Origin of the sequence: Ralstonia nicotianae (genome assembly GCF_018243235.1) — a bacterium.
In the GTDB taxonomy this organism is placed as follows: domain Bacteria; phylum Pseudomonadota; class Gammaproteobacteria; order Burkholderiales; family Burkholderiaceae; genus Ralstonia; species Ralstonia nicotianae.
The window spans coordinates 1,460,805-1,483,395 of sequence record NZ_CP046674.1; the positions used below are offsets into that span (position 1 = coordinate 1,460,805).

Below are 22,591 nucleotides of genomic sequence, written 5' to 3' on the forward strand. Positions count from 1 at the left end.
GACAGCCCGCGCGCGCAAAAAAAATCCCCGCATGACGCGGGGACCAAGGAGTGAACGGTACGGTCCGCTCAGGCGCCGCGCGCGATCGGCATGTCGACCACGTCCGCCAGCCGATGCAGGTGCTTGGCCAGTTCCAGTTTGGCGATGGCCGCGCGGTGCACCTCGTCCGGGCCGTCGGCCAGGCGCAGCGTGCGCTGGTGCGCATAGGCCGAGGCGAGCGGGAAGTCGCCCGACACGCCGCCGCCGCCGTGCGCCTGGATGGCCCAGTCGATGACCTGGCAGGCGACGTTGGGCGCCACCACCTTGATCATCGCGATCTCGGCGCGGGCGACCTTGTTGCCGACGGTGTCCATCATGTACGCGGCCTTGAGCGTGAGCAGGCGCGCCTGCTCGATCATGCAGCGCGCCTCGGCGATGCGCTCGTGCCAGACGCTGTGCTGCGCGATCGGCTTGCCGAAGGCGATGCGGCTCGACAGGCGCTTGCACATCAGCTCCAGCGCGCGCTCGGCCACGCCGATGCTGCGCATGCAGTGGTGGATGCGGCCCGGACCCAGGCGGCCCTGCGCGATCTCGAAGCCGCGTCCCTCGCCCAGCAGGATGTTGGTGGCCGGCACGCGCACGTTCTTCAGATCGACTTCCATGTGGCCGTGCGGCGCGTCGTCGTAGCCGAACACCGACAGCGGCCGCAGGACGGTGATGCCCGGCGCGTCGGCCGGCACCACGATCATCGATTGCTGCTCGTGGCGGCCCGCATCCGGGTTGGTCTTGCCCATCACGATGTAGACCGCGCAGCGCGGATCGCCGGCGCCGGAGGACCACCACTTGCGTCCGTTGATGACGTAGTCGTCGCCCTGGCGCTCGATGCGGCACTCGATGTTGGTGGCATCCGACGAGGCCACGGCCGGCTCGGTCATCAGGAAGGCCGAGCGGATCTCGCCGCGCAGCAGCGGCTCGAGCCAGCGGTCTTTCAGCGCCTCGGAAGCGTAGCGCTCCAGCGTCTCCATGTTGCCGGTGTCCGGCGCGGAACAGTTGAACACCTCGGGCGCCCAGGGCACACGGCCCATGATCTCGCACAGCGGCGCGTATTCGAGGTTCGACAGGCCTTCCGGCGCGCGCGGCGAGCGCGGCAGGAACAGGTTCCACAGCCCGGCCTCGCGCGCCAGCGGCTTGAGCGCCTCGATCACCCGGGTCGGGACCCAGGCGTTGCCGGCGCGGCGGTTGGCTTCGACTTCTTCGTGGAATCGGTGCTCGTTCGGATAGATGTGCCGGTCGAAGAAGTCGAGCAGGCGGGCCTGCATCTCCTTGACCTTGGGCGAGTAGTCGAAATGCATGGTGTCTCCTCCGAAAATCGATGCGCTTCAAACCGGGCCGGCCACGCGAGTGCCGAGCACGGCGAACACCGCGCTGGCGCGCGCGACCAGCCGGTCGCCGCGATGGAACAGGGCCTGCGCGAAGGCCAGCTTGCTGCCGGTGCGCAGGCCCTGCGGGGTGATCTCGATCCAGTCGCCCGCGCCCGCCGAGGCGATGAAGTCGACCGTCAGGCTCGCCGTCGACATGGCGAGCACGCCGTCCCTGCCGTCGCCGCTGGCGGGGTCGGCCAGGCAGTAGCCGAGCGCCGCATCGGCCAGCGAGGCGACCACGCCGCCGTGCAGGATGCCGCGCCGGTTCAGGTGATGATGGCCCACGTGAAAACCCATCACCCTCGACGGGCCGATGCCGCGTGCGTACACCGGCCCCAGCAGCGTCAGGAAGGGGCTGGGCTTGACCAGCGTCTCGAAGCCGGCGGGCACGGTCGGCACGGTCAGGTTGGCGGCGGAGGTCATGGCGGGCACGACGGCAAACACGGATGCCCGCAGCATAAGCGCTCGCCTAAAATAAGAGAAATGAATTTCGTGGATTGCCATCCATCAACATCGTGCATATTTCGCGGGTCGATCTCAACCTGTTCGTCGTCTTTGACGCCATCTACAGCGAAGGCGGCATCACCGCGGCCGCGCGCACGCTCAACCTGACGCAGCCGGCCGTCAGCCACGCGCTGGGGCGGCTGCGCGAGCTGTTCGACGATCCGCTGTTCGAGCGGCGCGGGCAGGGCATGGTGCCGACGCCGCTGGCCCGCACGCTGGTCGCCGAGGTGCGCGCCGCGTTGCAGGGCTTCGAGCGCACGCTGCGCGAAGGCACGCGCTTCGATCCGGCCGCCAGCGAGCGCCGCTTCACGCTGTCGATGCGCGATGCGCTGGAAGCGACGCTGCTGCCGCCGCTGATGGCCGCCATCGCCCGCGAGGCGCCGCGCATCGATGTGACCACCGTGCGCGGCGACCGCCGCCAGCTCGAAGCCGAACTGCTCGCCGGCACCATCGATGCGGCGGTCGACATCCTGCTGCCGGTGTCGCCGGCCATCCGCCATGCGCCCCTGCTGTCGGACCCGATGGTGGTGCTGGCGCGGCCTGGCCATCCGGTCACGCAGGGGCCGCTGACACTGGAGCGCTACCTGGCCTACGAGCACGTGCACGTGTCATCGCGCCGGCGCGGCGCGGGGCTGGAGGACGTGGAGCTGCGCCGGCTCGGGCGCGAGCGGCGCGTGCGGCTGCGCTGCCAGCATTACCCGGCGGCGTGTCGCGTGGTCAGCTGCACCGACCTGCTGGTGACGCTGCCGGTGCGCTATGCGCGCATCGCCAACGCGCCGTACGGCAACGTGATGCTGCCGCTGCCGTTCAAGGTGCCGCCGCTGGAGCTCTACCTGTACTGGCACGCCAACAGTGACCAGGATGCCGCCGGCCGCTGGCTGCGCGATCACGTACTCGCCGCGATGGCCAGCGTGGCCGAAGACGAGGCTGCCGCGGCGCTCGCCGGCAGGAACGCATAGCGGGCGGCCGGCTGGACGAACGGCCGCAATCGGCCTACGGTCTTTCCATCCCCGGGGGCGGCGTCATGGTGTCCGGTGCATCGCGGCAGCCGGTGCGGCCGATGCCGACGTCCGGACCGGTGCCGTGCCATGATGGCGCGCATCGGCGCGTGCCGGCCGGCGGTCTCGGCATGCCGGCGCTCCCGCCCGGGACCCCCTGCCGGCATGGCCGGCGCCATCATCAACCTCCAGGGAGGCAGGCAGCGATGACATCCGACGGCGCATGGACCTTCGACCACGTGAACTTCAGCGTGGCGGGCGAACCGGCCATCCTCAAGTTCTTCGCCGATGTGCTCGGCTGGCAGCCCGGTCACCGGCCGCCGTTTCCGGTGCCCGGCGCCTGGCTGTACCAGGGCCAGGATGCGCTGGTCCACCTGGTGGCGACCGAAGGGGATGCGCCCGGGCTGGTGTTTTCGCACATCGCCTTCCGGACCACGCAGGATGCGGCCGATGTGCTGGCCAGGGTGCGCGCGAGCGGCATGCCGCATCGCGTGCAGTCGCATCCGGAGCGCGCGGCCGCGCAGATCTTCGTGCAACTGCCGGGCGCGGTGGTGCTGGAGCTGGAGGCGCGCCTGTCCGGTCCGCTGGACGGCGCGCGCGACGCCGGCTGAGCCGCGCGCGTCCAGCCTCAGCCGGCCTGCCGGGCGTACTGCCAGCCCAGCTCGGCCATCGGACGGGCGCGCTTGCCGGCCTCCAGCGCCTGCGCGGACGACGCGGTGCCGTCCACCACGCGCTTCATGATCCCCTGCAGGATGCCGGCGATGCGGAACATGTTGTAGGCGAGGTAGAAGTTCCAGTCGCCGGTGATGCGGCGGCCGGTGCGCGCTTCGTAGCGGCGAATGTACTCGGCCTCGGTGGGAATGCCCAGCGCCGCATGGTCCAGCCCCGCGATGCCGCGGAACTGCCCCGGCGCGATGTGCCAGCTCATGCAGTGGTAGCTGAAGTCGGCCAGCGGATGGCCCAGCGTCGACAGCTCCCAGTCGAGGATGGCCAGCACGCGCGGCTCGCTCGGGTGGAAGATCAGGTTGTCGAGCCGGTAGTCGCCGTGCACGATGCGGGTCACTTCGTCGGCCTCGTGCGGCACGTGCTCGGGCAGCCAGTCGATCAGGCTGTCCATGGCCGGGATCGACTCGGTCTCCGACAGCTTGTACTGCCGGCTCCAGCGCTCGATCTGGCGCGCGAAGTAGTTGCCCGGCTTGCCGAAATCGGCCAGGCCGATGGCGGCGTGGTCCACGCTGTGCAGCGCGGCGATCACGCGGTTCATCTCGTCGTAGATGGCGCCGCGCTCGTCGCGCGTCATGCCGGGCAGGGCCTGGTCCCACAGCACGCGGCCCTGCACGAATTCCATGATGTAGAAGGCGCGGCCGATGACGGACTCGTCCTCGCACAGCGCGAACATCTTCGCGACCGGCACATCGGTTCGGGCCAGGGCGTCCATCACGCGGTATTCGCGCTCGATGGCGTGCGCCGATGGCAGCAGCTTGGCCTTGGGCCCCGGCTTGGCGCGCATCACGTAGGTGCGCGACGGCGTGATGAGCTTGAAGGTGGGGTTGGACTGGCCGCCCTTGAACTGCTCGACCGACAGCGGCCCGGCGAAGCCCTCCACGTGGCCGCGCATCCAGGCCTCCAGCGCGCCGATGTCGAACCGCTGCTGTTCCGCCACCGGGCGGGTGCCCTCGAAGGCCGAGAAATCCTGCTGCGTCATGGTGTGTCTCCGAATCGTGTTCCGTGGTGGATGCGCTCAGGCCGATGGCTGGCGGTAGCGCAGGTACTGCTGCAGCAGCACTTCCATCGTCGTCAGGCGCGAGCCGAGATGGGCCGGCGAGGGCGGCGAGAAGTTGGCCATGCGCAGCACCCAGTCGCCCGGCGCCTCGCCCACATCGAGCACGTTGATGCAGCCGGCGGTCTGCGCGAGGTTGCCGAAGAACACCCGCTCGCCGCCGGTGATGGCATGCGACAGGATCGCGCGGTTGGTGCCGCCGTGCAGCACCATCAGCACGGTGTCCCAGTCGGGCAGGGCGCGCAGCCGGGCGATGGCCGGGACCACGCGGTCGAGGAAGTCGCCGATGCGCTCGCCGTTCAGGAAGCGCCGGTCCTCCGGCACCCTGCCCTCGAATGCGCCGATGAAGGCCTGGGCGACGTCGTGCTCGGGAATCTCGGCCAGCTTGCCGCCGCGGATTTCCTGCAGTTCGGGCCAGGGCTCCAGTGCCAGGTCCCGCGTCTGCATGGCCGGCATCTCGGCCAGCACGCGCTGCGCGGTCTCCACCGTGCGCGGCAGGCCGCTGACGATCACGCGGTCGAAGACGATGCGCTCGGCCGCGAAGGTCTGCCCGGCCGCGGCGGCCTGCCTGCGGCCGTCTTCGTTGAGCGGCACGGTCTCGGGCAGGATGGGGCGGCCGGTTGCGTCGAAGTACGTGACCGCGCCGTGGCGCATCAGGTAGATGCGGCGGCGCTTGGGGGCGGGAAACGGGACCATCGCGCGGCGCCTCAGCGGTACTGGGGTTGGCGCTTGTGCAGGAAGGCCGAAATGCCTTCGTTGCCGTCGGCGTGGTGCAGCGCTTCGACGAAGCTGTGCTGCTCGGCCTGCAGGTGCGCGTGCAGCGAGGCCTCCTCCGCATGCGCGATCAGCCCCTTGATGCGACCGACCGCGTGCGGCGACTGCGCGGCCAATTGCTCGGCCAGCAGCAGCGCGCGGTCCAGGGCTGCGCCGGGCCGGACCACCTCGTTGACCAGCCCGAAATGCGCGAGCCGCTCCGCGCTGACAGGCTTGCCCAGCATGATGATCTCGCTGGCCAGCGGGCGCGGCAGGAAGCGGGCGATGTGCCACGAGCCGCCGCCGTCCGGCGTCAGCGCCACGTTCACGTAGGCCATCACGAACTTGGCATCCGCGGCGGCCACCACGAAATCGCACGCCAGCACCAGCGAGAAGCCCGCGCCCGCCGCCGGGCCCTCCACCGCCGCGATCACCGGCTTGGGGAAGGTGCGGATGGTCTCGATCCAGTGGTTGAGCGCATCGATGCCTTCTTCCTGCACGTGCTTGGGCTTGCTGCGGTTCTCCAGCAGGCGGTTGAGGTTGCCGCCGGCGCAGAAGGCGCCGTCCGCGCCGGTGAAGATCACGCTGCGGATCTCCTTGTCCTTGGCGGCGAGGTTGAGGGCCTCCATCGACGCGGTGTACATCACAGGGTCCAGCGCGTTGCGCGCGTCGGGGTTGGAGAGCGTCAGCACCAGCGTGGAGCCGGTGCGTCGGGAGAGCAGTTGCGCGGTCATGGCGATGGCCTCGGAGGAAGGGGGGGGGGGGCGGATCAGGCGTCCGGCGTCAGCAGCGACAGGCCCAGGCGCGCGCGGCGCAGCAGCCATGGGCTCGGGCGATAGCGCGGGTCGCCGTACAGCGTGGTGAGATTCTGCAGCACTTCGAGCACCGCGCCCGCGCCGAGCGTGTCGCCCAACGCCAGCGGCCCCTGCGGGTAGCCCAGGCCCAGCGTGACGGCCAGGTCGATGTCGGCCGGCGTGGCAATGCGCTGCTGCGCGATGTCGCATGCGATGTTGACGATGCACGCGACGATGCGCTGCGCCACGAAGCCGCCCGAGTCGCGGATCACCGTCACCGGCACGCCGTCGGCGGCGAACAGGCCGTGCGCGGCGTCGCGGTGGGCGGGGTCGGTGGCGGGCGTGGTCATCAGCGTGCGGCGCCGGGTGGCGGCGAACGGATAGAGCGTATCGAGCGCGACGGTGCGGCGGCCGTCCAGGCCTTCGGCCACCGCGGCGGCCGTGGCGTCGAGCCCGCGCGGCGTCACCACGATGAGCGCTTCGGCCGAGGGCCAGGCGCCGTCCTCGGGTGTGACGCCCAGGTCCAGCAGCAGGCGCTGCGCGGCGGTGTGGCCGGCCGCGTGCGCGCGGCTGACCCACACCGACTTCGGCCGCGCGGCGGGCGCGGCCGCTTCCGGCGGCACCGGCTTCTGGCCGTCGGCGTAGCGGTAGAAGCCTTCGCCGGTCTTGCGGCCGAGCAGGCCGCCGGCCAGCCGCACGGCGGTGATCCGCGACGGCCGGTAGCGCGGCTCGTCATAGAACTGCCGGTAGATCGACTCCATCACCGGATGCGACACATCCAGCCCGGTCAGGTCCATCAGCTCGAACGGGCCCATGCGGAAGCCGGCCTGCTCGCGCATCACCGCATCCACGTCGGCAAAGGCGGCCACGCCTTCCTGCACCACGCGCAGGCCCTCGGTGTTCATGCCGCGCCCCGCGTGGTTGACGATGAAGCCCGGCATGTCGATGCAGCGCACGGCGGCGTGGCCCATGCGCCCGGCCAGGGCGGCCAGGGCATCGCAGGCGGCGGGGGCGCTGCGCAGGCCCGCGATCACCTCGACCACCTTCATCAGCGGCACCGGGTTGAAGAAATGGAAGCCGGCCACGCGCTCGGGCCGCCGGCACGCGGCGGCAATCGCCGTGATCGACAGCGACGAGGTGTTGGAGGCGAGGATTGTTTCCGGCCTTACGATGGCCTCGAGCTGGCGGAACAGATCGCGCTTGACCTCCAGGTCCTCGACGATGGCCTCGACCACGAGGTCGCAGTCGGCCAGGTCGGCGAGGGCGGCGGCCGGCATCAGGCGCGCGAGGGCGGCGTCGGCCTGGTCGGCGGTGAGCCGGCCCTTGGCCGCCAGCCTGGCGAGCGTATCGGCCAGCGCGGCGCGGGCTGCCTCCACGGCCTGTGGGCTGGCGTCGAACAGCCTGACGCGCAGGCCGGCCTGGGCCGCGATCTGCGCAATGCCGCGCCCCATGGCGCCGGTACCCACGATCCCGATCGCATTCATGCAAAATCCGCCGTGAAGGAAGTCCGGTTAAAATAGCACGAGCGTGCGATTTTTTCATCCGCACAGACCCGAACCGCAGTCATACCACCAGGAGATGGCCCATGCTGAAGCTGTACGGCTTTGCCGCGAGCAACTACTACAACAAGGTCAAGCTCGCGCTGATGGAGAAGGGCATTCCCTTCGAGGAAGCGCTGCGCTGGCCCGACCAGACCGACGGCGACCTCTCGCCGCTGCACAAGGTGCCTTACATGGTGGGCGAAGACGGGGGGATGTGCGAATCGCAGGTCATCGTCGATTACCTCGAGGCGCGCTATCCGCAGCCTCCGCTGATGCCGGCCGACCCGTTCCAGGCGGCCAAGGTGCGCGAGATCATCACCTTCCTGGAGCTGCACCTGGAGCTGGTGGCGCGCCAGCTGTATCCGGAGGCGTTCTTCGGCGGCAAGATCAGCGACAACTTCAAGGCCCGGGTGCGCGAGCAACTGCAGAAGAACATCCCCGCGACGGCCCGGCTGCTGAAGTTCGCACCCTATGTGGCGGGCGACACCTTCACGATCGCGGATTGCGCGGCCATCGTGCACTTCCCGCTGATCAGCTCGGCCACCAAGATCATCTACGGCGAAGACCTGCTCGCGCCCATCGAGGGCCTCAAGCCGTACCTTGCCAGGATGGGCGAGATGCCCAACGTGCAGCGCGTGAACGCCGAGCGCAAGGTGAACACCGAGCAGATGCTCGCGTACTACGCCGGCAAGCGCCAGTAACGCCCGGCGGGCTTACAGCCTGGACAGGCGCTCCAGCGCGAGCCGGAGCGTCTCGTCCTTCTTGGCGAAGCAGAACCGCACCACGCCCGATTCGTGCGGCTGCGAATAGAACGCCGACACCGGGATCGCCGCCACGCCGATCTCGCTGGTGAGCCATTTGGCGAACGCGGCCTCGGGCAGGTCGGAGAGGGCGCTGTAGTCCACGCACTGGAAGTAGGTGCCCTGGCACGGCAGCAGCTTGAAGCGGGTGCGCTCCAGCCCCGCGCGGAACAGGTCGCGCTTGTGCTGGTAGAACGCGGGCAGCTCCAGGTATGGGCGCGGGTCGGCCATGTAGGCGGCCAGCCCGTGCTGCACCGGCGTGTTGACGGTGAACACGTTGAACTGGTGCACCTTGCGGAATTCCGCCGACAGCGCCGCGGGCGCGGCCACGTAGCCGACCTTCCAGCCCGTCACGTGATACGTCTTGCCGAAGCTCGACACCACGAAGGCGCGCCGCGCCAGCTCCGGGATGCGCGACACCGACGCATGCGGCACGCCGTCGTAGACCATGTGCTCGTAGACCTCGTCGGAGAGCAGCAGCACATCGGTCGGCGCGACGATCTCGGCCAGCCTGCGCATGTCGTCCGCGTGCCAGACCGTGCCGGTCGGGTTGTGCGGCGTGTTGAGCATGATCAGGCGCGTGCGCGGCGTGATGGCGGCGGCCAGCTTGTCGAACGGAATGCGGTAGTCGGGCGCCTCCAGCGTGATCGGCACCGCCTTGCCGCCGGCCAGCTCGATCGACGGCAGGTAGCTGTCGTAGGTCGGCTCGAAGACGATCACCTCGTCGCCCGGATGCACGCAGCACAGCACCGCCGTCAGCAGCGCCTGCGTGGCGCCCGCGGTGACGGTGATCTCGCGCTCGGCGTCGTAGGCGTGGCCGTACAGCGTGGCGATCTTGGCGGCGATCGCCTGGCGCAGCGCCGGCACGCCGGTCATCGGCGGGTACTGGTTGAAGCCGGCGCGCATGGCATCCGACACGGCGTCGACGATGCGCGGGTCGCAATCGAAATCCGGAAAGCCCTGGCCCAGGTTGACGGCCTGCTTCTCCGCGGCCAGCGCCGACATCACGGTGAAGATGGTGGTCCCGACCTTCGGCAGCCGCGACGGTGGCGGGGCGATGGGCGCGAGCGTGTCAGCGGACGGGGCGGGCCGGGTAGCGGAAGCAGTGGTCATGGCGAGGGCGATAGGGGAGCGCAAGCGAAGACGGTCTAAGCGAGGGGCGCGGCGTCCAGCCGGATCTCGGTGATGAACTGTCCGGGCGGCACCACCGCCACGTCGCAGTATTTGGCCATGCGGCGCCTGAGCTTGAGCACGGCCTTGTCCTTGGAGACCAGGTAGGCGGCGCCGGCGGCATGGGCCAGCGCGAGGAATTTCTGATCGTCGCGGTCCTTGCAGCGCGGCACGAACGCGGCGCCCTCCAGGCGCGGCGCCTCTTCCGGATCGGCCACCGGCTGCGTGACGCGGTCGACCCACGCCAGCGCCGCCTGCGCGTCGATCGCATAGCGCGCGAACTGCGGGTAGCCGAGCACGCGGCGCAGCTCCTCGCGGCAGGCCGGGCTGATGATGGCGGCCAGCCGTCCGGCCTCCAGCGCGGCGCGGATGGGGCGGGCCGCGGCGTTGTCGAAGATCAGCAGGTCGACCCAGATATTCGAGTCGAGGACCACCCGCGGGACGGGGGCGGCGGTGTCGGCCATTCGATACAATCCAAGACTTGTGAACCGCGATTCTGACATGATCATCGTCCTCTCGCCGGCCAAGTCGCTGGACTACGATACACCGCCGCGCATCAAGACCCACACGCTGCCCGATTTCATCGAGCGCTCCGCTGTCCTGATCGAAACGCTGTGCAAGCTTTCCCCGGCCCAGATCGGCACGCTGATGCACATCTCCGACCCGCTGGCGGTGCTCAACGCCAACCGCTACGGCGACTGGTCCACCGAGTTCACCACCGACAACAGCAAGCAGGCCGTGCTCGCCTTCGACGGCGATGTCTACGGCGGGCTCGATGCCAACACGCTGTCGGCCGACGATCTGCAGTTCGCGCAGCAGCATCTGCGGATCCTGTCGGGCCTGTACGGCGTGCTGCGCCCGCTCGACCGGATGCAGCCATATCGACTCGAGATGGGCACGCGCCTGGCCAATCCGGGCGGCAAGGATCTCTACGCGTTCTGGGGCGACGACGTCACGCTCGCGCTCAACGCGCTGCTCCAGGCGGACGACGCCCCGGTCCTGGTCAACCTGGCCTCCGAGGAGTACTTCAAGGTGGTGCGGCCCAAGGTGCTGAAGGCGCGCATCGTCACGCCCGTCTTCGAAGACTGGAAGGGCGGCCGGTACAAGATCATCTCGTTCTATGCCAAGCGGGCGCGCGGGCTGATGGCGCGCTATGCGATCGAGCACCGCATCGCCGATCCGCGCAAGCTCAAGCACTTCGACGCGGAAGGCTACGCGTTTGCCGCCGAAGCCTCCGACGATGAGCGCTGGGTCTTCCGCCGCAAGGCCGCCTGATTTCTCCCGCATCGCGCACCACAGGATTGCCCATGACCGCCACCCAGCCGTATCTCTCCAGCACGTTCGACAGCGGCGCCATCGAGATCGTCGATGCCGCGCGCGCCGACGCCATCCGGCTGCGCATCCGCCGCGATTCGCACGCGGACTTCACGCAGTGGTTCCACTTCCGCCTGCAGGGCGTGCAGGGGCAGGCGTGCCGGCTGGTGCTGGAGAACGCCGGCGAGTGCACGTACCCGGCCGGCTGGAAGGACTACCAGGCCGTCGCGTCCTACGACCGGCAGCACTGGTTCCGCGTGCCGACGCGCTACGACGGCCGGGCGCTCACCATCGAGCTCACGCCCGAGCACGACAGCCTCTGGTTCGCCTATTTCGAGCCGTATCCCGATGAGCGCCACCTGTCGCTGGTGGCAGCGGCGCAAGCCGCGCCGGGTGTGCGCACGCGGCGCCTGGGGCAGACGGTGCAGGGCCGCGACATGACCTGCATCACCGTGGGCGAGCCCGGTCCGGGCAAGAAGACGGTGTGGCTCATCGCGCGCCAGCATCCGGGTGAAACGATGGCCGAGTGGTTCGTCGAAGGGCTGCTCGCCCGCCTGACGCGCCAGGGCGCATGGCGCGGTGACCCGCTGGGCCGCGTGCTGGCCGAGCGCACCGTTTTCCACATCGTGCCGAACATGAACCCTGATGGTTCGTCGCTCGGCAACCTGCGCACCAACGCCGCCGGCGCCAACCTGAACCGCGAGTGGATGGAGCCGAACGCCGAGACCAGCCCCGAAGTCCTGTGCGTGCGCCAGGCCATCGAAGCCACCGGCGTCGACCTGTTCTTCGACATCCACGGCGATGAGGCGCTGCCCTACGTGTTCATCGCGGGCAGCGAGATGCTGCCGGGCTTCACCGACGCCCAGCGCGCCGATCAGGCGCGCTTCGCCGCGGCGTTCCTGCGCGCCTCGCCCGATTTCCAGACACGGTTCGGCTACGAGGCCAGCAAGTACGACCAGGACGCGCTCAAGCTGGCCTCCAAGTACATCGGCCACACCTTCGGCTGCCTGTCGCTGACGCTGGAAATGCCGTTCAAGGACAACGCCAACCTGCCCGATGCCCGGGTCGGCTGGGATGGCGCCCGCAGCGCCGCGCTGGGCGCGGCCATGCTGCAGGCGATTCTCGAATATCTGGGCTGAACGGCGCGGCCTGGGGCCGATGCGGAGCCGATGCCGCCGCGGTTCCGGCGGCATCGGCCTGAGCTGTCAGCCGGCGTTCGACTTCTTGGTCTTCTTGGCCTTGGCGGCGCCCTTGGCCGATTTGGCGGACGCCTTGCCCTTGGCGGCCTTGCCGTGCGTGCCGGCCGAGCAATGGCGGCCGCGCTTGCAATGCACGCGCGCGGACGACGACGATGCCGCTGCCGGGCTGGCGAACGGCTGGCCGTTGGCGTCGAGCAGCTCGTACGCCAGCATCATCCCTTCGTCGTAGCCGCAGCGCACGTGCACCGGCTCCCACTGGTCGCCGGGCGTGCCGCGCTTGTGCACGGCCGCGTTGAAGCTGACCACGCTCGATACCTTGATCGCGCCCTGCTTGCTTTGCGAGAAGCGCGAGTCCCATGGCTCCACCTTGGCCTGTCCTTCGGACAGGGCCCCCGTGGGCAGGCGGAACTGGTCGAAGTTGGTCGAGCGCGGCACGATCCAGCTGGCATGCGCGGCGCAGTCGGCCACGTCGGGACGGGCATGTTCGCTCTGGATCAGCCGGTCGCGGGTCTGCGCGCGGTACTCGGACAGGCTCATCTTGTCCTTGGGCGGCAGGTTGATGGTCGTGTTGCCGTTGCCGTCAGGCGTGCCGAGGGCAAGGGCCGGCGCGGTGCCGGTCGGCTGGGCCGGCGTGGGGTTTGACGTCGGGCTGGCGGTACTGGCGTTGGCCGGGGCGGTGTCTTCCGGCGCAGGGTTCTGCAGATTGGAGCAGGCGGCCAGCAGCGCGACGATGCCGAGACAGAGTAGGGAAGGACGCAACATCACGAGCGTTCAGGTGTCGGCGTGGAAAAACGCCATGATAGAGGAAAGCCGGGGCCGAAAGGTCCTACGGCTTTCCCCAATGCAGCGTGCGCGGCCGTTTTACTGTAACCGTACGTAACGGCGTCGCCGTCATTGCCGGGTGAACAGATGCGCGAGCGACCATTCGTCGGTCCGCGCTTCATAGCGGATGCCCTTGCGCATCGCCCAGGTGGCGAGCTGGTGATGCGACGCAATGATGGCGTAGTCGTTCTGCGCGAAGCGCGCCGCGGCCTTGGCGGCCTGCTCGTGGGCCTGGTCGCCCGAGACAGTGGACAGCGAAGCTTGCACCAGCTTGTCGAGCTCCGGATTGCTGTAGCGGCCCCAGTTCCAGGTGCCATAGCCGGTCTGCGGGTTGGGCGTGCCGAGGATGCTGCGCAGCGCCACGTCCGCCGCCACCGAGCCCCAGCCCAGCATCATGAACGAGAACTCGCCCTGGCGCGCCCTGGAGAAGTAGGCCGCCACCGGCAGCGTCTCCACCTTGGTCTGGATGCCGACGCGCGTGAGCAACTGCGCCGTGGTCTGGGCGACCTGTGCGTCGTTCAGGTAGCGGTTGTTGGTGGCATGCAGCGTGAGCCCGAAGCCGTCGGGGTAGCCGGCCTGCGCCAGCAGCTTCTTCGCGCCTTCGGGGTCGTACGGGATGGGCTTGCCGCCCGGGTGTCCGAAGATCTGCGGCGACACGATGCTGGATGCGACCACGCCCTGGCCTTCGAGCACGCGCGTGACGATGGCATCGCGGTTGATGGCCAGCGCCACCGCCTCGCGCACGCGGCGGTCCTTGAACGGGTTCTTCGCGAGCGGCTTGCCGGCGCGGTCGGTGATGAACGGCGAGGCGTCGCGGCTCTGGTCCATCTGCCAGAAGAGGGTGCGCCACGACACCTGCTGCTCCAGGTGGAAGGCCTTGTTCTGCCGGATGCGCGGCACATCGGCGGCGGGCACGGCTTCCACCACGTCCACGTCGCCCGCCAGCAGCGCGGCCGTGCGCGCGGCGTTGTCGGTGATGATCTTGAAGGTCACCTTGTCCCACTGCGGCGCGTGGCCCCAGTAGCTCGGGTTCTTCTTCAGCACGATCTCCTGCCCGCGCGTGAAGTGGTCGAACAGGAACGGGCCGGTGCCGATCATGGCGCGGCCGGCGTCGAAGTCGGCCTGTGTGGCATTGGCCACCTTCTTCGGGATGATCGGCAGGCTGTTCAGGTCGTTCGGGATGCTGGCGTAGTTCGGGATCGACAGCTTCAGCCGCACCGTCAGCGGATCGACGATCTGCACGCCGGTGATCGACTTGGTGTAGCTGGTGAACGGCCCCGGGCTGTTGGTCAGCCGCGCCGGGCGCTCGATCGATGCCTTCACGTCTTCGCCCGTGAAGGGCGTGCCGTCGCTCCATTTGACGCCCGGGCGCAGCTTGATCTCCCACGTATTGGCGTCGACGGCCTTCCATGCGGTGGCCAGGCCCGGCGCGTAGCGGCCGTTCTTGTCGAGGAACACCAGCGATTCGAAGATGTGCAGCGCCATCGCGTTGTTGGGCCCGGCGTTGTTCCAGTGCGGGTCCATCGAGGTCACATCGGCGGCCAGGCCGATGCGCAGGTCGTCGGCGCGCGCGGCCAGCGGCGTGGCGGCGGCGCCCGCCAGCACGCAGGCGGCGACGGTGCGGATCAGGGCGCGAAGCAGGGGGCGTGGGTTCATCGGCAGGGCTCCTCGGGTTCGGGCGGTGATGCCAGGTGGCGAAGGACCGTCATTGTGCCGCAGCCCGGTCCGGCGCGCGCGGCGCATCCCGGCCATCGGGATGGCCGACGGGCTGATAGGCAAGCAATAAGAAAGCCACCCGGAGGTGGCTGGCTTGCGGCGCGTCAGTGGAACAGCGGCTGCTGCGTCGGCGCGTCTTCGGGCATTTCGGCGTGGACGATCTCCGCCGTGCGGTCGGCGTAGAGCGGGGCGCCGCAGTCTTCGCAGTACTCGGGCTCGAACAGCTGGCCGTGGCGGAAGATGTCTTCGATGCCGCAGGCGCGCAGCTCTTCGCAGATCTGCTCGAGCGGGCTGCCCGGCTCGCCCTCGGTGCTGACCTCGGTGGCGCCGCCGTCGCGGCCGTAGACCGGCCAGACGATGCCGTAGATCAGGTCCTTCTCGCCGCGCACGGTGAAGGCCACGCGGTATTCCTCGATCGATTCCTCACCGAAGGCGCCGATGATGGCCGAGAAGCGGTCGGCGGGCAGCTCCAGCGCGCCCTGCAGGTAGTTGACGGCCGCGCGCACCGTCAGCGGCCGGATGCGCTTGTCGGATTCGCGGCACGACAGGAAGAAGGCGTCGGGCAGCAGCAGTTCGAATTCGCAGCCCGGCATCAGCGTGGAGATGGTCGGCGTGACCTGCTCGCGCCATTGCTCCAGGCAGGTGGTGCGCTCGGCATGATGCTCTTTCGCATCTTCCTGCCAGCGGAACAGCGGCTGGCCGTGCTGGGCGACCACGATGGCCAGCAGGTAGCGCGGATCGGCCAGGATCGGCGCGGTCTCGGGCATCTCGCGCAGGTCTACCTTGGGCGGCTGGCCGGACAGCGCGTACGCGGCCAGCTTGTGCGTCAGGGCGAACGTGTCGGAGTGCGTGCGCGGCAGCTGGTCGATGCTGTACAGGTACGGCGCCAGCGCCACGCGGGCGGTGGACGCCAGCACATGTGCCTGCAGATGCACCTGCAGCGTCTGCGCCAGCTCGGGCTTGACCGCGCCCGACGGGATCACATAGCGCGTGTGCGCGAGGATGGGCGCCGCGATCAGCAGCGCATCGTATTCCACGCCACCCGAGCTGAGCACTGCCGATTCAGCCAGCGTCTCGGCCTGTTCGGCCAGCACGTCGGAAGCTTCCTCGTTGTGCTTGAAGAGGTGGTCGAGTGCGGCGTCGAGCGCGGACTGGCTGCCGTTTTTCAGCAGCCGGGAGAGGCGTTCGGACAGCCGTTGTTCCCAGTAGACGTCTTCGATGCGGCTGCCGGACGCATCGAGCGCCAGCGCGTCGGCGACGAGCCGTTCGGCATCGGGAGAAAGACGTTGGGGGGCCTTGGAGCGAAAACCTGCCATGCTGTGCCGTACCGGTCGATTGGAGATTGGGAAGAGGGCGGTTATTTTACCTTCGGATATCGCGTAGTGCCGCGTTTCAAGGCTTAGCGGCCGAAGCGGGTGCCTCGGCAGCCGCCGCGCCGGCCACCGCCGGCGCCGATGCGGCCGGGCCGGAGGCGGGCTCGGCCGATGCCGTCGGCTGTGACGCGGGAGCCGGGGCCGGCGTCGATGCGCTCACCGTACTGCCCTGCGGGGCCTTGAACAGGATGTAGAAGACGGCGGCAGCGACGACGAGTAGGGCGAGTACCACTTTGGCCATGAACGCGGGCTCCTGCAAAACGCGGCGGTCGGACCGCTGGCGCGCCTGCCGGGCCGGCGTCACGCGGTCTATCCGCCACACTGTACCAAAAGCGCGCGCGCCTTCGTCATGCCGATTGGCATGGCAGCAACAAAAAAGCCGGCTCCGAAGAGCCGGCCTTGCCGATCTGCAACAGCGGTTGGCGGCTTACGCGGCCAGCAGCTGACGCAGCACGAACGGCAGGATGCCGCCGTGCTTGTAGTAGTCGACTTCGATCGGCGTGTCGATGCGCAGCAGCACCTTCGCGCGCTTGGTTTCGCCGTTGGCACGCTTGATCACCAGGGTGACGTCCTGTTGCGGCTTGATTTCGCCTTCCAGGCCTTCGATGTCGAAGGTTTCGTCGCCCGTGATGCCCAGCGATTGCGCCGAGTCATTGCCCTTGAACTGCAGCGGCAGCACGCCCATGCCGACCAGGTTTGAGCGGTGGATGCGCTCGAAGCTGCGCGCGATCACGGCCTTCACGCCCAGCAGCTGCGTGCCCTTGGCGGCCCAGTCGCGCGAGCTGCCCGTGCCGTACTCTTCGCCACCGAACACCACCGTCGGCGTGTCTGCGGCGATGTACTTCATGGCGGCGTCGTAGATCGACATCTGTTCGCCGCTCGGCTGGAACAGCGTCTCGCCGCCTTCCACGCGGGAGCCGTCAGCCTTGGCCGGGATCATCAGGTTCTTGATGCGCACGTTGGCGAACGTGCCGCGCATCATCACCTCATGATTGCCGCGGCGCGAGCCGTAGCTGTTGAAGTCGGCCTTGAGCACGCCGTTGGCCAGCAGGTACTTGCCGGCGGGCGAGGTTTCCTTGATCGAGCCGGCCGGCGAGATGTGGTCGGTCGTCACGGAATCGCCGAACACGCCCAGCGCGCGGGCGCCCTTGACCGATGCCGAGGCAGCGGCCGGCGTCATGCCGAAGCCTTCGAAGAACGGCGGCTCGGCGATGTAGGTCGACTTCGGCCAGTCGTAGACCTGGCCCTTCGTGCCCTTGACGTTGGCCCACAGCTTGGACGGCTTCTTGACCTGCTCGTAGTTCGTGCGGAACGTGTCGGCGTTCATCGCGAACTTCATCAGCTTGGCGATCTCGTCCGAGGTCGGCCAGATGTCGCCCAGGTAAATGTCGCGGCCCTTCTTGCCCTTGCCGACCGGCTCGGTCATCAGGTCGCGCGTCACGTTGCCGGCGATCGCGTAGGCGACGACCAGCGGCGGCGAGGCCAGGAAGTTGGCGCGGATGTTCGGGTGGATGCGCGCTTCAAAGTTGCGGTTGCCCGACAGCACGGCGGCGGCCACGATGTCGTTCTTCACGATGGCCTCGTTCAGTTCCGGCGTCAGGTCGCCGGCGTTGCCGATGCAGGTCGTGCAGCCGTAGGCCGTCACGCCGAAGCCCAGCTTTTCCAGGTACGGCAGCAGGCCGGCGGCTTCCAGGTACTTCGTCACCACGCGGCTTCCCGGGGCGAGCGAGGTCTTGATGTGCGGAGCGACCGTCAGGCCGGCTTCCACGGCCTTCTTGGCCAGCAGGCCGGCAGCCAGCAGCACGCTCGGGTTGGACGTGTTCGTGCACGAGGTGATGGCGGCGATCAGCACGTCGCCGCTCTTCACGTCCACGCCGTTGGTGGTCGTGAAGGTCTTGTCGAGGTCTTCCGACTTCTTGTTGAAGCCGTTCTCGGCCACCGGCTTGGCGAACAGCGACGAGAACGTCGACTTCACGTTGCCGATCTCGATGCGGTCTTGCGGGCGCTTCGGGCCGGCCAGCGACGGTGCAACCGTGCTCAGGTCGAGCGTCAGCGTCTTGGTGTAGTCGATCTCGCCGGCCTTGGGCACGCCGAACAGCTTCTGCGCGCGGAAGTAGCCTTCGAACGCAGCGATTTCTTCCTTCGTGCGGCCCGTGCCCTTGAAGTAGTCGATGGTCTTGTCGTCAACCGGGAAGAAGCCCATGGTCGCGCCGTATTCCGGGGCCATGTTGCCGATGGTGGCGCGGTCCGGCAGCGACAGGCTGGCGGTGCCTTCGCCGAAGAACTCGACGAACTTGCCGACCACCTTTTCGCGGCGCAGCAGTTCGGTGATGGTGAGCACCAGGTCGGTGGCCGTGCAGCCTTCGCGCAGGCGGCCCTTCAGTTCCACGCCCACCACGTCCGGCGTCAGGAAGTACACCGGCTGGCCCAGCATGCCGGCTTCCGCCTCGATGCCGCCCACGCCCCAGCCCACCACGCCGATGCCGTTGATCATGGTGGTGTGGCTGTCGGTGCCGACCAGCGTATCCGGGTAGAACACGCCGTCCTTCTTATGGACACCGCGTGCCAGGTATTCCAGGTTGACCTGGTGGACGATGCCGAAGCCCGGCTGCACCACGCCGAACGTGTCGAACGCCTGCATGCCCCACTTCATGAACTGGTAGCGCTCGTTGTTGCGCGAGAATTCCAGCTGCATGTTCAGGTCCAGCGCCTTCTTCTCGCGGAAGTGATCGACCTGCACCGAGTGGTCCACCACCAGGTCGACCGGCACCAGCGGCTCGATCTTCTTGGGGTTCTTGCCCATGCGCTCGGCCACGTTGCGCATGGCGGCCAGGTCGGCCAGCAGCGGCACGCCGGTGAAGTCCTGCAGCACCACGCGGGCGACCACGAACGGGATTTCGTCCACGCGGTCAGCGTTCGGCTTCCAGTTGGCCAACTGCGCGACGTGCTCTTCGGTCACCTTCTTGCCGTCGCAGTTGCGCAGCACGGATTCCAGCACGATACGGATCGAAACCGGCAGGCGCTCGATCGCCACGCCCAGTTCCTTGCCCAGTTGCGGCAGGGAATGGAACTTGCCGGTCTGGCCGCCGTTGATCTTGAATGTTTTGAGTGTCTTTTTCAGGTTGTGGGGCATGGCATGACTCCAAGGCTCAAGGATGCGCGGAGCACCAGGAGCACCCCGCGCGGATACATCAAATCAAATCACGTACAAATCGACATACTCGTTGACCGGCATGGCCTCGAGCGCTTTCTGGTCCAGCGAAGCGCGCAGGATGGCGTCCTGCTGCCTGGCCGGAAAGCGGCGGGCCAGGTTGGTCCTGAACTTCTCGAGCAGCAGCGGCATGCCTTCCTTGCGCCGCCGCCTGTGGCCGATCGGGTACTCCACCACGACCTCCTTGAGCGCCCTTTCGTTGGGCGCCGTCTTGCCCTTGAACCGGACGGTGATCCCATTGGCGATCGAACGCTTCTCCGGGTCGTGGTAATCCTTGGTGAACTGCGGGTCTTCCACGCAGACGATCTTCTTGCGCAGCGCATCGATGCGCGGGTCGCGGGCGACGGTGTCTTCGTAATCCCCGGCGGTCAGGCGGCCGAAGATGAGCGGCACGGCGACTATGTACTGGATGCAATGGTCGCGGTCCGCCGGATTGTTCAGCGGGCCTTGCTTGTCGATGATGCGGATTGCCGCTGCGTGCGTGCGGATCGTGATCTGCTCGATGTCATCGACGGTCTTGCCGGCCTTGGCAATGGCCCTGTGCAGTGTCATGGCCGCTTCGGCGGCGGTCTGCGCATGGAACTCGGCCGGGAAGCTGATCTTGAACAGCACGTTTTCCATCACGTACGTGCCGTACTTGCGCTGGAACCTGAACGGCCGGCCCTTGAAGGACACGTCGTAGAAGCCCCAGCCCTTGGCGGTGAGGGCGGAGGGGTAGCCCATCTCGCCGGTCCTGGCGATCAGCGCCAGGCGCACGCCGCGGCTGGTGGCGTCGCCCGCCGCCCAGGACTTGCGGCTACCCGTGTTCGGGGCATGGCGGTAGGTGCGCAGCGCCTGGCCATCGACCCACGCCAGCGACACGGCGTTGATGAGCGCCTCGCGCGACAGCCCGAGCAGTTGCCCGACCACCGCGGCGGTGGCGACCTTGACCAGCACGATGTGGTCCAGCCCCACCTGGTTGAATGCGTTTTCGAGCGCGATGCAGCCCTGGATCTCGTGGGCCTTGATCATCGCGGTCAGCACGTCCCTCATGGCGAGCGGCTGCTTGCCGCCGGCGAGGTTCGTGCGGGACAGCCAGTCCGCGACGGCCAGGATGCCGCCGAGGTTGTCCGACGGATGGCCCCATTCGGCGGCCAGCCACGTGTCGTTGAAATCCAGCCAGCGGATCATGGCGCCGATGTTGAACGCCGCCTGCACCGGATCGAGCTGGAATTGGGTGCCCGGGACCTTCGCGCCGTTCGGCACGACGGTTCCCGGCACGATGGGCCCCAGGAGCTTGGTGCACGCCGGATACGACAGCGCCTCCAGCCCGCAGCCCAAGGTGTCGATCAGGCAGTGGCGCGCCGTTTCATAGGCGGCCTTGCTGTCGACCTTGAACCGGGTCACGTAGTCGACGATGTCGACGATGACCTTGTCGGGTTTCGGGCGGATGTTCGCAGCCGGCGCGGACATGGCGTGTTTCCGGGGCCTCTCGCGTTACGGCTTGGCCGGTTGCGTGGCGTCCGGCGTGGGGGCCGGAGCGGGCGCCGGAGCGGGCGCCGGAGCGGGCGCCGGTGCGGCGTTGTCCTGCATCATCAGCGGCAGGCCGGCCGGCGCGCGCAGGGCGCCGCCTTGCGTCGGGGCCGGTGCGCCCGCGGCCATTTCCGCGGTCTGGCACTCGTCGGCCAGTCGGTGGCCTTCGTTGCGGTCGAACAGCATGGCCTTGGCGGGGATCACCACCAGGTCCATGCCGGTCCGCTGGTCGAAGTAGCGGTCGGCGCCGGTGCGGGTCAATTGACGCGGCAGCTGATAGTTGCGGCCCTTCCAGTGCATCGTGACGACCTGGTCACGCGTCATGTCGCCCGCGATGTACATCTCGTTGCCGAGTTCGCACTTCCACAGCACGCCTTCCGGCTTGGCGGCCACTTCCTTGGCGGGTGCGCCTTTCTTGGCGGCCTTCTTTTTCGCCGTTGCCTTCTTGGCGGCCGGCTTGGCGGACGTGGTGGGCTGGGCGCTGGCGTACTGCGATGCGGCCAGCGAAAGCACGCCGGCACAGGCGCCCACGATGAACTTGTTCATAGAATTTCCTTCGGTCGGACAGGGTGGGGGAGGCGGCCGCCACGGACTGGGAACATCATGGCGTTTCGCACACCGGCCGATATTTTGACCGATTTGCACGCCGTGCCCAATGTTCTATTGCCCGGCGATGCCACCTTTCATCCAAATGGAGGGGGGCTCGCCGTGCGCAGCCCGGTGTCCGGGCCGCCGCCTTGTATCTTGTGCCTTTACGCTGCTCCTTCTCTGCGCTTGCCGATCGGCGCGAGCCTCAGCCGCGGCTCTGCGCGAACAGTGCGTCCAGCTTGGCTTCGTAGTCGTGGTAGCCGATGCTGTCGTACAGCTCCATGCGCGTCTGCATGGCGTCGACCACGTTCTTCTGCGTGCCGTCGCGGCGGATGGCGGCGTAGACGTTCTCGGCGGCCTTGTTCATGGCGCGGAACGCCGACAGCGGGTACAGGATCATCGCCACGCCCGCCGAGGCCAGCTCGTCGCGCGTGAACAGCGGCGTCTGGCCGAATTCGGTGATGTTGGCCAGCACCGGCACCTTCATCGCATCGACGAAGCGGCGGTACATCGACAGGTCGGTCATCGCCTCGGGGAAGATCGCATCCGCGCCGGCTTCCACGCAGGCCACGGCGCGCTCGATGGCGCGGTCCAGGCCTTCCACGGCCAGCGCGTCGGTGCGCGCCATCACCACGAAGCCCGGATCGGTGCGGGCATCGACGGCGGCCTTGATGCGGTCGACCATCTCGTCCTTCGAGACGATCTCCTTGTTGGGCCGATGGCCGCAGCGCTTGGCGCCCACCTGGTCCTCGATATGCATGGCCGCCGCGCCGAACTTGATGAGCGAGCGGGTTGTGCGCGCCACGTTGAACGCCGAGGCGCCGAAGCCGGTATCGACGTCCACCAGCAGCGGCACGTCGCACACGTCGGTGATGCGGCGCACGTCGGTCAGCACGTCGTCCAGGCCCGAGATGCCGAGGTCGGGCAGGCCCAGCGAGCCGGCCGCCACGCCGCCGCCCGACAGGTAGATCGCGCGGTAGCCGGCGCGCTTGGCGAGCAGCGCGTGGTTGGCGTTGATGGCGCCGACGATCTGCAGCGGCGATTCGTCGGCCAGGGCCTGGCGGAAGCGGGCGCCGGGGCTGGCTTGCGGGGCGAGGGTCATGTCCGGTCTCCTCA

At 68.5% G+C, this 22,591-nt stretch carries 21 protein-coding genes; 5 read left to right on the forward strand and 16 right to left on the reverse strand.

Annotation, left to right across the window (positions count from 1 at the left end; translation table 11 throughout):
- Window positions 1-68: 68 nt before the first annotated feature.
- Both GO999_RS06765 and GO999_RS06770 read right to left on the reverse strand, forming a co-directional pair.
- Window positions 69-1,331, reverse strand: a complete 1,263-nt coding sequence (locus tag GO999_RS06765) for an acyl-CoA dehydrogenase family protein (RefSeq protein WP_011001955.1) — start codon at window positions 1,329-1,331, stop codon at window positions 69-71.
- A gap of 27 nt (window positions 1,332-1,358) precedes the next feature.
- Window positions 1,359-1,859, reverse strand: coding sequence for a PaaI family thioesterase (locus GO999_RS06770; protein WP_019718593.1), 501 nt, complete (start codon window positions 1,857-1,859; stop codon window positions 1,359-1,361).
- Window positions 1,860-1,897: 38 nt separating this feature from the next.
- Between GO999_RS06770 and GO999_RS06775 the strand changes: the two genes are divergently transcribed.
- Together GO999_RS06775 and GO999_RS06780 are read left to right on the forward strand one after the other, a co-directional pair.
- The gene (locus GO999_RS06775; RefSeq protein WP_211906688.1) at window positions 1,898-2,863 is read left to right on the forward strand and encodes a LysR family transcriptional regulator; all 966 of its coding nucleotides are present in this window, start codon (window positions 1,898-1,900) and stop codon (window positions 2,861-2,863) included.
- 245 nt (window positions 2,864-3,108) lie between these two features.
- Complete coding sequence (locus tag GO999_RS06780; RefSeq protein WP_011001952.1) at window positions 3,109-3,513, forward strand: VOC family protein; 405 nt, start codon at window positions 3,109-3,111, stop codon at window positions 3,511-3,513.
- A gap of 17 nt (window positions 3,514-3,530) precedes the next feature.
- Here GO999_RS06780 and GO999_RS06785 read toward each other — a convergent pair whose 3' ends face one another.
- The 4 genes from GO999_RS06785 to GO999_RS06800 are packed head-to-tail and all read right to left on the reverse strand — an operon-like array spanning window position 3,531 to window position 7,713.
- Window positions 3,531-4,607, reverse strand: a complete 1,077-nt coding sequence (locus GO999_RS06785) for a phosphotransferase (protein ID WP_011001951.1) — start codon at window positions 4,605-4,607, stop codon at window positions 3,531-3,533.
- A gap of 36 nt (window positions 4,608-4,643) precedes the next feature.
- Window positions 4,644-5,378: a histidine phosphatase family protein gene (locus GO999_RS06790; protein ID WP_028860726.1), complete on the reverse strand. Its 735-nt coding sequence runs from the start codon at window positions 5,376-5,378 to the stop codon at window positions 4,644-4,646.
- Window positions 5,379-5,389: 11 nt separating this feature from the next.
- Window positions 5,390-6,169, reverse strand: a complete 780-nt coding sequence (locus GO999_RS06795) for an oxepin-CoA hydrolase, alternative type (protein ID WP_011001949.1) — start codon at window positions 6,167-6,169, stop codon at window positions 5,390-5,392.
- A 35-nt stretch (window positions 6,170-6,204) separates the two neighbouring features.
- Window positions 6,205-7,713 carry a 3-hydroxyacyl-CoA dehydrogenase gene (locus tag GO999_RS06800; RefSeq protein ID WP_211906689.1) on the reverse strand — a complete coding sequence of 503 codons (1,509 nt, stop codon included), beginning with the start codon at window positions 7,711-7,713 and terminating at the stop codon, window positions 6,205-6,207.
- 101 nt (window positions 7,714-7,814) lie between these two features.
- Between GO999_RS06800 and GO999_RS06805 the strand changes: the two genes are divergently transcribed.
- The gene (locus GO999_RS06805) at window positions 7,815-8,471 is read left to right on the forward strand and encodes a glutathione S-transferase (protein ID WP_011001947.1); all 657 of its coding nucleotides are present in this window, start codon (window positions 7,815-7,817) and stop codon (window positions 8,469-8,471) included.
- 12 nt (window positions 8,472-8,483) lie between these two features.
- Here the strand turns inward: GO999_RS06805 and GO999_RS06810 are convergent, their stop codons facing one another.
- Window positions 8,484-9,683 (reverse strand): pyridoxal phosphate-dependent aminotransferase, encoded by a 1,200-nt coding sequence (locus GO999_RS06810; protein ID WP_165591289.1) that lies wholly within the window; start codon window positions 9,681-9,683, stop codon window positions 8,484-8,486.
- 35 nt (window positions 9,684-9,718) lie between these two features.
- Window positions 9,719-10,204, reverse strand: coding sequence for a putative toxin-antitoxin system toxin component, PIN family (locus GO999_RS06815; RefSeq protein WP_211906690.1), 486 nt, complete (start codon window positions 10,202-10,204; stop codon window positions 9,719-9,721).
- Window positions 10,205-10,241: 37 nt separating this feature from the next.
- Between GO999_RS06815 and yaaA the strand changes: the two genes are divergently transcribed.
- Entirely contained in the window at window positions 10,242-11,015 is a 774-nt protein-coding gene (yaaA, locus tag GO999_RS06820) for a peroxide stress protein YaaA (RefSeq protein WP_211906691.1), read from the forward strand.
- Between the two features lie 32 nt (window positions 11,016-11,047).
- Complete coding sequence (locus GO999_RS06825) at window positions 11,048-12,193, forward strand: M14 family metallopeptidase (RefSeq protein ID WP_011001943.1); 1,146 nt, start codon at window positions 11,048-11,050, stop codon at window positions 12,191-12,193.
- Window positions 12,194-12,259: 66 nt separating this feature from the next.
- Here the strand turns inward: GO999_RS06825 and GO999_RS06830 are convergent, their stop codons facing one another.
- The 8 genes from GO999_RS06830 to prpB form a co-directional block, all read right to left on the reverse strand.
- Window positions 12,260-13,015: a BspC domain-containing protein gene (locus GO999_RS06830; protein ID WP_011001942.1), complete on the reverse strand. Its 756-nt coding sequence runs from the start codon at window positions 13,013-13,015 to the stop codon at window positions 12,260-12,262.
- Window positions 13,016-13,144: 129 nt separating this feature from the next.
- Complete coding sequence (locus tag GO999_RS06835) at window positions 13,145-14,731, reverse strand: ABC transporter substrate-binding protein (RefSeq protein ID WP_071011026.1); 1,587 nt, start codon at window positions 14,729-14,731, stop codon at window positions 13,145-13,147.
- A 164-nt stretch (window positions 14,732-14,895) separates the two neighbouring features.
- Window positions 14,896-16,107 carry a DUF2863 family protein gene (locus tag GO999_RS06840; protein WP_011001940.1) on the reverse strand — a complete coding sequence of 404 codons (1,212 nt, stop codon included), beginning with the start codon at window positions 16,105-16,107 and terminating at the stop codon, window positions 14,896-14,898.
- 76 nt (window positions 16,108-16,183) lie between these two features.
- The gene (locus tag GO999_RS06845; protein ID WP_011001939.1) at window positions 16,184-16,405 is read right to left on the reverse strand and encodes a hypothetical protein; all 222 of its coding nucleotides are present in this window, start codon (window positions 16,403-16,405) and stop codon (window positions 16,184-16,186) included.
- Window positions 16,406-16,591: 186 nt separating this feature from the next.
- Complete coding sequence (acnA, locus tag GO999_RS06850) at window positions 16,592-19,297, reverse strand: aconitate hydratase AcnA (protein ID WP_011001938.1); 2,706 nt, start codon at window positions 19,295-19,297, stop codon at window positions 16,592-16,594.
- A 63-nt stretch (window positions 19,298-19,360) separates the two neighbouring features.
- A complete protein-coding gene (locus GO999_RS06855; RefSeq protein WP_211906692.1) occupies window positions 19,361-20,827 on the reverse strand; it encodes a bifunctional 2-methylcitrate dehydratase/aconitate hydratase in 1,467 nt (488 codons plus the stop codon).
- A 24-nt stretch (window positions 20,828-20,851) separates the two neighbouring features.
- Window positions 20,852-21,433 carry a hypothetical protein gene (locus GO999_RS06860; protein WP_211906693.1) on the reverse strand — a complete coding sequence of 194 codons (582 nt, stop codon included), beginning with the start codon at window positions 21,431-21,433 and terminating at the stop codon, window positions 20,852-20,854.
- A 247-nt stretch (window positions 21,434-21,680) separates the two neighbouring features.
- Window positions 21,681-22,577 carry a methylisocitrate lyase gene (prpB, locus tag GO999_RS06865; RefSeq protein WP_211906694.1) on the reverse strand — a complete coding sequence of 299 codons (897 nt, stop codon included), beginning with the start codon at window positions 22,575-22,577 and terminating at the stop codon, window positions 21,681-21,683.
- Window positions 22,578-22,591: the final 14 nt, after the last annotated feature.